Below are 9,883 nucleotides of genomic sequence, written 5' to 3'. Positions count from 1 at the left end.
ATCTATCGTCGTCGCAAGACGGACGTGGAACCAGTTTTTGGATTCTTGAAGGCTAATTTGGGTTTCACTCGCGCCTCCGTCCGCACCCGACCGAAGGTCGAAAACGACATCGGTCTAGCGCTCATGGCGGTGAACCTAAGAAAATATGCGGCCAGAGTGTAAGAACTCTGGCCGCATATTTGAAATTACCCATAAAAAATGGTCATCACTCAATCGCGATGACCATTTTTTATATTATCGGCCGAGTTTTGTCCCAGCCTCTTTTTGATGCTACATTAAAACTGAGCAAGCGTTCATTAGCCAAGATTGAACATTTATTGGCCATAATTGACGATTCAATGGCCAAGATTGAACATTTATTAGCCATAAAACATGATCCATTGACCCAAAGTCGTTTTATGGAAACTAAACACCCGGGCTCAGACCGAGATCGAACTTAACTGGCTATAAATTTCCTAGCAGTGTTACTTCTGAACCTGCAACAACTGCTGCAGCATTCGCTTTAAAAGTCGATGAGCCTCTGCTGTAAACTGATCTAACGAGTCCGTTGCAGCGGTTCGATTGCCGTAAATCGTCTCAAATAACTGACGTTGCTCTTCTGACACGGGTGCATCTGATAAAAAGAGATGCAAGAAGGCGATTCCTTTTTTCGTAATCGCTTGAACCGCATCGGCAGTATCAATAATCCCCTGCTCTCTATACTCAAACGCAGAAGGTTCGCCATCTGAGAAATACAACAAAAACTTCTGCCGTTCATGGCGCTCAAGTAATGAGTTTTCCGCTACACGCAGTGCGTATCCATCCCGATTATCCTCATGCGCTTCAAGAGAATAAATCGCGGGGGCTGCATCTTCTTGGCGATCAAATTCATGTACGACTTCAAAGTAATTTGGTTGATAATTGTCCGTTGCATCATACGCATCCTCGTAATGTTGTACGATTCTGTGCGGAATAGCCAATTTCGTCAACACATCATGCACATACAGTACCGCGGCATTCGTCTCATCCATCTTTTCCTGCATCGATGCAGAACCATCTAACAATAAGTAAAACACTGCATCCAAATCTTTGCTTTCCTGTCCTTTACGGTAAAAAAGTTTTGGCCGTTCCTCTAACCAAAGAGGTAATAAGTTCTTCTGCAACCGCCCTTTCGAAAGACCCGTCAAATGCTCGGTCTCTTTTCGTGCCATTTCTTTTTGGAACAAAGTGACGAGTTGCTTTACATACGGTGCTTGTTCAGTTCGATCCCTTACAATTGTTGATAAATTGACAGAAGAATTGATTTCGACCGGCTTTTCGATTTCAGTCACCGCTTGATGAATCTTTGGTACCTTGATGAAGAGTGTTTTGTCATACTCTTCACGGTTCGTGCTTCCGGACTCACCAAGAGCAATCGTTGTCGGGTCATGATCTTCTCTGCCCTCTTCCACAGCACCCTCTGGATCTACTAGTTCACTGTCACGTCCATGCTCAATTTCAAAGCGCAGATGCATCCCTTCTTCTTGCTCCGATTCTTGGTGCCACATTTGCATCATCTCTTCAACCGAATCTTTGGTTTGGTCTGAACCTTTTCCATCTTTTTTCATTCCCCGGTGATACGTAAAGTTTTCAAATACAGAGCCCGGCAGTACTAGATGTTGGAAGTGTGTGAGTTGGGGATCATCTTTTAGCTTATTTTGCATTCTGTAAAAGATACCATAGGCTACATCTATTGAGTCGGACGTCGATTGTGAAAAGTTCTGCATACGAAGTAAAGGCAACACATCTTCGAAGTCCTCATCACCTTCAAGTTGTAGGGTTCCGTCATAGAGTGCGATGGCACTATAAAAAAGTAATGCATCTGAAAGAAGACCACGTTTTTTTAGTGAGTTGTATTGTTGCCAATAATAGGGGATCGTCGCTTTTTCACGAGCACGAAACCATTTTCGGGTGCCAGGACGCGATTTTTGAATTTGTTCACTAAACCGATATTCTTCCAGCAGAAATACCAATTGTTCAAGTAAATCTGGATACGGATAGTCTACTATCTCCTCTTTAAATCGCGCATACTCTCGAAGATGAAAGCGTCTAAAAAATCCTTGCGCTAACAATAAAACGTCCGTTATACGACCAGCATGTTGAATGTCTTGAGGACGATGTCGCCAAAATACGCTAATTGCTACGGTTTGTTCTAGAGGATTCATCTCGATCAATTGACGTTCACTCAACGTGAAATTGTCCGCATTCATCCAGGCACGTGCGAGTCTTTCAAAGTGAAGAAGTTCACCGGCCTCAACTACTTCATTGTTAAATTTGATAAAGCGTTCCATTACTCGGTCATCCACGATTCGATGATTTCTGATACTAATTGCTTTTCCTGTGCATCACCAAGCTTTTCAAGAAGCCCGTAGCGATACGCGCGTCGAAGTGGAATGTGTAAAGAGAGTTCCATCACATCGAATAAGGAACGAATGGATGCAGATTCATCTGCGACACGGCCTTGCTCTGCAAGTGTTCGCAGTTCAGAAGTAATCGAAAGAACTGTTTCTAGCTGACTTTTTGGGTAGTCCGAAAACGTCTCAGAAACCAATTCTTTTAAAGCTTGTCCTTGGATGTATGGAATTTGGAACGATACGAATCGGTCTTTAAGCGCTTCGTTTAAAGGTGCTGTTCCCATATACCCTTCGTTGATTGCAGCAATCACGCCAAAATCTGGATGTGCTTGAATTACTTCACCTGTAAACGGGTTCGTCAACATTTTTCGGTAATCGAGTATTCCGTGCAAAATCGGTAGAGTTTCGGCTTTTGCCATGTTGATTTCATCAATATAAAGTAAGTGCCCTTTTTTCATTGCTTGAACAACTGGCCCCTCTACAAATTCAATTGCCGTTTGTCCATCCCGCTGAACAAGAGTTTTAAAGCCGAGCAAGGCTTCTGCATCTAAGTCGACAGAAGTATTGATACTTTGCATAGGTTGATTGAAGTAAGCACTGATACTTTCTGCAAGCTTCGTCTTACCCGCACCAGCGGGTCCCTTGAGTAATACAGGTTTCCCTAAAGCAACTGCTGTTTGAATGTCTTCTAGTAGATGGGGTTCTGGGCTCTTATAGCCTCCTGTACGAATCAATGAGGTGTCGTCTCCGTGAGTACGCTTGTTACGCAGTTGTTGCTTCTCTAAACGAATCATTGTAGTGTCCTCCTATAGAAAAAACCGATGGAAGCCCACCGGTCACTCGAAATAGTCTTTATAATAGCCACCAATTTTGCCTGTATTGTCTACGACAAAAACGAATTCTTCTGTTTCATTTTTTACTTCATAAGTTTTTCCAGCCGTCAGCACATTGCTTACTAAAAATTTCGCAGCATCTGTGTGCTTGCATATAACTGTACGAAGGGTTGGTTTTTCAGTCCAATTTGTATGAATCATGCGTATCCTCCTAGTGAAAAAAAGATCCTGCAAAAGCAGGACCTATTTGTATTATGAGTTAAGAAGTAAATCTTCTGGGTTTTCAAGAAGCTCTTTAACCGTTTTTAAGAATCCAACTGAATCTTTTCCGTCAATTACGCGGTGATCGTAAGATAATGCAATGTACATCATCGGACGGATTTCAACGTTATCGCCAACAGCGATTGGACGTTTTTGAATTGTGTGCATGCCTAAGATACCTACTTGTGTACCATTTAGAATTGGTGTAGACATCAATGAACCAAATACACCACCGTTAGTGATTGTGAACGAACCGCCTGACATATCTGCAAGCGTCAGTTTGTTGTCGCGTGCTTTTGCAGCAAGTTCCCCGATGTTTGCTTCAATTTCAGCAAAGTTTTTACGGTCTGCATCACGTACGATTGGAACAACTAGTCCACCTTCAGTTGAAACAGCAATACCGATATCAAAGAAGTTGTTTTTCACGATATAATCGCCATCGATTTGTGAGTTCACGTATGGATATTTCTTCAGTGCAGCGACAACCGCTTTTGTGAAGAATGACATGAAACCAAGGCGAACATCGTTTTGCTCGAAGAATTGATCTTTCTTGCGTGAACGAAGCGCCATCACATTCGTCATGTCGATTTCATTGAATGTTGTAAGCATCGCTGTATTTTGTTTCACTTCAAGTAAACGGCTAGCGATAGTTTGACGACGACGCGTCATTTTTTCACGCGTTGTACGACCATCGTCTTCTTTTTCAGTAGCTTGTGGTTTTGCTGCCGGTGTAGATGGAGCAGCTGCTGGCTTAGAGCCGTGTGCTGCAACGTCTTGTACACGTACGCGCCCCATTGGATCTACTGGTGAAATGTCGCTTAAATTGATTCCTTTTTCACGTGCAAGCTTGCGCGCTGCTGGTGATGCGATTGTGCGGTCAGAAGATTCTTCGTGCTTCACTTCTTCTTTCACAGCTTCTTTCGCAGGCTCTTCAGCTTTTGCTGGTGCCTCTTCTTGTTTTGGTGTTTCTTTTGTCTCTTCTTTTGGAGCAGAACCAGAGCTTTCGCCAGCTCCTACACGCGCGATGACTTGGCCAACTTGTACAGTATCACCTTCTGCTGCTAATAATTCTTGAACAACGCCAGCTTCTTCAGAGATGACTTCAACGTTTACTTTATCTGTCTCAAGTTCAACGATAAATTCCCCTTTTTCTACTGTATCGCCTGGTTGTTTCAGCCATTGTGCGATTGTACCTTCTGTAATGGATTCTGCTAATTCTGGAACGATAATATCTGCCACGATTGTTTCCTCCTTGGACGTTTTAGTTGTTCGAAACTGCTTCTTCTACGATTCGTGCTTGTTCAATCTTGTAGGCTTCTCCGTCTCCTTCAGCTGGACTTGAGCGGTGAGTACGGCCTGTATATGCAATATCTAAGCCTTTGCCAAGTTCGAGTAAGTAAGGAAGGGCAAAATGCCAAGAGCCCATGTTTTGTGGCTCTTCTTGTGCCCAGACAAGCTTCTTCACATTCGGGAAGCGTGCAAGGATGTCAGCAATTTTTTGTTGCGGGAATGGATACAATTGTTCTACACGAACGATGTGTAAGTGGTCATATCCTTCACCCGAATCAATTTTATCTGCTAAATCGATGGCAAGTTTACCACTTGCAAAAACAATTTTAGTAACGCTGTCTTGGTTTTTCCCTAAATTCGGTTCTTCAATGATTGTCTCAAATTTACCAGTCGTCAGTTCTTCAACATTCGCTCCAACTTTTGGATGACGAAGTAAAGATTTTGGTGACACAATAATTAGAGGGCGAATGGCCTCATCGTGAAGCATCGCCGCTTGACGACGTAGAATATGGAAGTAGTTTGCCGCACTAGAAAGGTTCGCAACTGTCCAGTTGTTCTCTGCTGCTAATTGCAGATACCGCTCAACTCGAGCACTTGAGTGTTCTGGACCTTGTCCTTCAGCAGCATGCGGAAGAAGCATGACGAGACCAGACTTTAATCCCCACTTTGAGCGAGCAGCACTGATAAAGTTGTCAAACATTACTTGCGCCATGTTGGCAAAATCACCATATTGTGCTTCCCAAATGGTCAACGCATTTGGATCTTCTAAGTTATATCCGAACTCATACCCTAAGATTGCTGCTTCTGTCAGTGGACTGTTATGCACGACAAATGAAGCTTTTGCATCTTGGATATGATGGATTGGCATCAATTCATTGCCATTTGTCTCATCGTGTAGAACAAGGTGGCGGTGTGAGAACGTTCCTCGTTGCGCATCTTGACCTGTTAATCGGATGGATTGACCATCTTGAATAATTGAAGCAAATGCCAATGTCTCTGCATGGCCCCAGTCGATTTTCCCTTTACCTGCAAATGGTTCTTCACGGCGTTTCAAGATACGTGCAAGTTTCTTAAACGGTGTAAACTCTTCTGGCCAAGAGAGTAAATCGTCATTGATTTGGCGAAGACGGCTTTCTTCCACACCTGACTCATGTTCTGGCATGCCATTTAAAACAGCATCTGGAATTACGATGTCATGCGCTTTGGATTCTGGTAATTCTTTTACGCGATCATAGGCTGCTTGCATCTTTGCAAACGTTTCTTCGTCAAGACTCTTTACGTCTTGCTCAGACACTACAGACTCGCTTTCCAATGCTTTTCCATAAAGTTCACGTACAGTTGGGTGTTTATGAACGAGTTTGTACATCTCAGGGTTTGTCACCATTGGCTCATCCATCTCATTGTGTCCATAGCGACGGTAACCGATTAAATCAATTACGATATCTTTATGGAATTTTTGACGGTAACTAAAGGCTAGATTTGCAATACGGAGCACTTCCTCCGGCTGATCCGCATTCACATGGATAACGGGTACTTCATAGCCTTTTGCAGGATCACTCGAGTAAAGCGTTGAACGTGAATCAAAGTGTTCTGTTGTAAAACCAATCATATTGTTGGCAATAATATGGATAGAACCACCTGTTTGGTAGCCTGGTACACGGCTGTAGTTTAGTACTTCCGTTACAACCCCTTGTCCTGGGAAAGCTGCATCTCCGTGTACAAGCACTGCAAAAGCTTTTGCGGGATCTTGTTTTGGAAGACCCGCCTCATCAGTTGTTTCTTGCGCAGCACGTACTTGACCTGTTACAACAGGGCTCACAACTTCAAGGTGAGATGGATTGTATGCTAGCTTAACTTTTAAACCTGAAGGAGAATTGTATGTTGCACCGTTGTGGTACTTCACATCTCCATACCAACCAGTTGAATACTCTAGTGAACCGTCTTTTGGAATGAAAGCTTTGTTTGGCACATGGGCAAAATCTGCAAACATCATTTCATACGGCTTGTTTAAAATATGTGTCAATACATTTAGACGGCCACGGTGTGCCATTCCAATGTTGATTTGTTCAACATTTTGATTGTTCGATTGTTTGACAAGCTCATCGAATAAAACGACAAGTGTATCTAACCCTTCGATTGAGAAGCGCTTTGCTCCAACAAACGTACGGTGAACAAACTTCTCGAATCCTTCAATATGCGTCAAACGAGACAACACTTCTTTTTTCTCATCTGCAGATAGTTTCTTCGCTGGAGTTGACTCGATCTGTGCTTGAAGCCATTCACGCTCTTCACGTGTAATGACGTGCGCAAATTCGAACGCAACTTTGTTTGTGTAAACAGATTTTAAGTGATCAATTGCTTGTGCACCATTCTGAACAGAAGCAGGCGCATTTTGGACAAGCAAAGACACAGGTACCTTTTCGAGGTCCTGTTTCGTAAGTCCGTAAAACTCTAATGAAATACGTTCTGTTTTCTTTTCGCGGTCATTTAATGGATAAATGTCTGCTGCCTCGTGACCATGCGTACGAATCGCATCCGCAAGTTGAATCGCTTTCAAAACAACATCCATTAATGAATCATCCACTTGAACGGATGGTTTAACACTTGCAGTAGCATCCACAGGCGCACCATACTGTTCAAATAGTGCAACGAGTTCTTTGTCTACATTTTCAGGTGATTCTAAAAATAAATCATATTGCTCCATCACATACCCTAAGTTTGGCCCAGAAAAAGCCGACCAGGGTGTAGTTGTTTTCGACATGAGAAAACCTCCAACTGTAGTTCCTATCAATAGTATATATATTCATAGTATCATTGATGCCCCCTTTATGAAAGCGAAGGGGTATGAACGATTTTTCCATTTCAATCTTACTACTCTCATGAAAAAAAACAATCCTTTTTGTGAAATTAATCACGAAAAAACACTCGTACGAAACGAGTGTCAAAGTGAATGATTATTCATTCCCTATTTATTGGTAACTGAAGTGTGAATTCACTTCCGACTCCATGCTCACTTTTTATAACTAAACCTCCCCCTGACCTTTCGACAATCTGCTTTACAAGGGTGAGGCCCAAGCCGGTACCCCCTAGTTTTTTCGATCTTGCCGGATCAACTGTATAGAAAGGTTCTGTTATTCGTTCTACTTGTTCTTTACTTATTCCAATACCATTGTCTTTGATTTTGATTTCGTATGTTTCATTTTGGGATGTACCAGTGATCTGTATGAATGGTGATTTTTCATTATATCGAATACCATTTACAATAACATTTAACAAGGCTTGTCGTATAAGAATCTCAGAACTTGTAATGATAATTGGTTCAACGCTGACTTCAAATTGAACATCAGGATTCGATTGTTGAAGTTCCTTCACTACTTCTCTAACCACTTGATCTATAGAAAGCTGTTGTTGTTCTAATTCTTGCTCCTTTGCGAGTGCAAGCAATGTCTCCGTCATCCGCTTCATTTTCAAGGTTTCAGATTGGATAACGTCTACTGTCTCTTCAACTAGCTTTGGATCTTCTTTCCCCCACCGTGCTAGCATCGACGCATTTCCTTCAATCGCTTGAATAGGACTCCTTAATTCATGAGACACATTCCCTATAAAACGTTCTTGCATCGCATAAACCTCATCCATTCGTTTTACCATCTCTAAATATTCAGATGTGAGTTGACCGATCTCGTCGTCTCCCACATAAGAGAACTTAACTTTTTGTTTATTTCCGAGCATGTTTTGTTGCATGGCTAGTTTTAGTTCCTCAAGTGGTTTGGTGAGAACAGATGAAAGAAAGTAACCAGTGAGACCAGATAATATGACAAACAACACGCCAAAAAGAAGAAGTGCCAAAAGTAAATAAGACATCATACTGCTGTAATTCTCTAAAGAATGAGACATGGCAATATATAATGAACCGCTTCCGATTTCAAACGGTGTAACTTTGTATAGAACATCTTCATCTGCTACAGTAGAGCGTTCAAATTCATTAAGCGTTCCTGTAAAACGAGGATACGGGATTGTCGGATTGATTACGACAAGTTCCACACCGTCTGCATTTAAAAGTTTCGCACTTTGATTGCGGGATAAAAATTGATTGAGTAATCCCGTATTTCGTTCAAAGTCCTGAACAGACAGCTCAGGACCACGGGAAAGCATATAACTCTCTAGTTCAGAAAATGTATTTTCTGCTGAAGTTCTTTCATTTGCAAGCACCCACTGGCTTAGCGCGGTGAATAATACAACGGAAAGCAAAATATACGTGAGAACCATTACTGAAGATGTCCATAGTGACCAACGATAGCGAAGGCTTTTACTTTGTAGCCGGTTCATATCGGTATCCCACCCCACGGACAGTCTCTATTGAGTCAGCTACTTGCCTTGGTAGTTTTTTTCGAAGGTGTCGAATATACACATCGACGACGTTGGTTTCTGCTTCTGAATCGAAACCCCAGACGTTTTCAATCAATTGTGATCGAGTTAAAACGATACCCGGATGTTTCGTCAAATAGTTTAATAGATCGAACTCTGTTTTAGTGAGCTCGAATTCTAAGCCTTCAGCAAACACTTTGCGAGATGCTTCCTGAATAACTAAAGATTGGCTAGGTTCATCAACTATCCGCTCCGTTCGACGTAAAATAGCCCGAATTCTTGCGAGCAATTCCTCTATCGCAAACGGTTTGACAATATAATCATCTGCTCCTGCTTCAAGACCTGACACCTTGTCCATCACGGCGTCACGTGCTGTCACTAACAAGATTGGCACTCGGGACGTTTTACGAACGCGCCTCGTCAATTCTAGACCATTTATTCCTGGAATCATGATGTCTACAAGCAACAAATCAAAATTATTTTGTGAAACCAATTGTGCGGCTTCTCTTCCATCAGCAGTCACGACGACTTCAAAGCCTTCATGCTGCAATTCAAGCACTAAAAAACGTGCAATGTTGTCTTCATCCTCTACAACTAATATCTTCATCAAACGTTGTCACCTCAACCTTCACAGGACTTTTTTTAGCTTCCTTAATCGTACGGATTTAGGTACTAAGATTCAAGTTTTTTCGTTCACGTATTTTTCACTTTTCAAACGGAAAAAAATAGAGTATATTTTTCTAGCAACATAAAATTCTATAG

8 protein-coding genes are annotated in these 9,883 nt (G+C 42.1%); 1 reads left to right on the top strand and 7 read right to left on the bottom strand.

Annotated elements, in window-relative coordinates; translation table 11 throughout:
- The coding region (locus AB5N96_RS11230) for a transposase (RefSeq protein ID WP_499705540.1) at positions 1 to 162 on the top strand (162 nt) is incomplete at its 5' end.
- A gap of 302 nt (positions 163 to 464) precedes the next feature.
- Here AB5N96_RS11230 and AB5N96_RS11225 read toward each other — a convergent pair.
- The 7 genes from AB5N96_RS11225 to AB5N96_RS11195 form a co-directional block, all read right to left on the bottom strand.
- Entirely contained in the window at positions 465 to 2,309 is a 1,845-nt protein-coding gene (locus tag AB5N96_RS11225) for a vWA domain-containing protein (protein WP_499705537.1), read from the bottom strand.
- A complete protein-coding gene (locus tag AB5N96_RS11220) occupies positions 2,309 to 3,166 on the bottom strand; it encodes an ATP-binding protein (RefSeq protein WP_499705536.1) in 858 nt (285 codons plus the stop codon). Before AB5N96_RS11220 ends, AB5N96_RS11225 begins: the two co-directional genes overlap by 1 nt.
- Positions 3,167 to 3,208: 42 nt before the next feature.
- Positions 3,209 to 3,406, bottom strand: a complete 198-nt coding sequence (locus AB5N96_RS11215) for a DUF6501 family protein (RefSeq protein ID WP_499705535.1) — start codon at positions 3,404 to 3,406, stop codon at positions 3,209 to 3,211.
- Between the two features lie 51 nt (positions 3,407 to 3,457).
- Positions 3,458 to 4,705 carry a 2-oxoglutarate dehydrogenase complex dihydrolipoyllysine-residue succinyltransferase gene (gene odhB / locus AB5N96_RS11210; protein WP_204589243.1) on the bottom strand — a complete coding sequence of 416 codons (1,248 nt, stop codon included), beginning with the start codon at positions 4,703 to 4,705 and terminating at the stop codon, positions 3,458 to 3,460.
- 22 nt (positions 4,706 to 4,727) lie between these two features.
- Positions 4,728 to 7,517 (bottom strand): 2-oxoglutarate dehydrogenase E1 component, encoded by a 2,790-nt coding sequence (locus AB5N96_RS11205; RefSeq protein WP_499705534.1) that lies wholly within the window; start codon positions 7,515 to 7,517, stop codon positions 4,728 to 4,730.
- A 197-nt stretch (positions 7,518 to 7,714) separates the two neighbouring features.
- Entirely contained in the window at positions 7,715 to 9,082 is a 1,368-nt protein-coding gene (locus AB5N96_RS11200) for a HAMP domain-containing sensor histidine kinase (protein WP_499705533.1), read from the bottom strand.
- Positions 9,063 to 9,728, bottom strand: a complete 666-nt coding sequence (locus AB5N96_RS11195) for a response regulator transcription factor (RefSeq protein ID WP_499705532.1) — start codon at positions 9,726 to 9,728, stop codon at positions 9,063 to 9,065. The genes AB5N96_RS11200 and AB5N96_RS11195 overlap by 20 nt, the downstream gene beginning before the upstream one ends.
- Between the last annotated feature and the right edge of the window lie 155 nt (positions 9,729 to 9,883).

This window comes from Chryseomicrobium imtechense (genome assembly GCF_041475995.1).
Classification (GTDB): domain Bacteria; phylum Bacillota; class Bacilli; order Bacillales_A; family Planococcaceae; genus Chryseomicrobium; species Chryseomicrobium aureum.
Note: the sequence above shows the minus strand (reverse complement) of the source record. Positions and strands in the feature narration are given on the sequence as shown.

Coding starts and splice junctions, on each gene's coding strand:
- AB5N96_RS11205 (WP_499705534.1), bottom strand. CDS start 7,517: ATGTCGAAAACAACTACACCCTGGTCGGCTTTTTCTGGGCCAAACTTA.
- AB5N96_RS11200 (WP_499705533.1), bottom strand. CDS start 9,082: ATGAACCGGCTACAAAGTAAAAGCCTTCGCTATCGTTGGTCACTATGG.
- AB5N96_RS11220 (WP_499705536.1), bottom strand. CDS start 3,166: ATGATTCGTTTAGAGAAGCAACAACTGCGTAACAAGCGTACTCACGGA.
- AB5N96_RS11195 (WP_499705532.1), bottom strand. CDS start 9,728: ATGAAGATATTAGTTGTAGAGGATGAAGACAACATTGCACGTTTTTTA.
- AB5N96_RS11225 (WP_499705537.1), bottom strand. CDS start 2,309: ATGGAACGCTTTATCAAATTTAACAATGAAGTAGTTGAGGCCGGTGAA.
- AB5N96_RS11215 (WP_499705535.1), bottom strand. CDS start 3,406: ATGATTCATACAAATTGGACTGAAAAACCAACCCTTCGTACAGTTATA.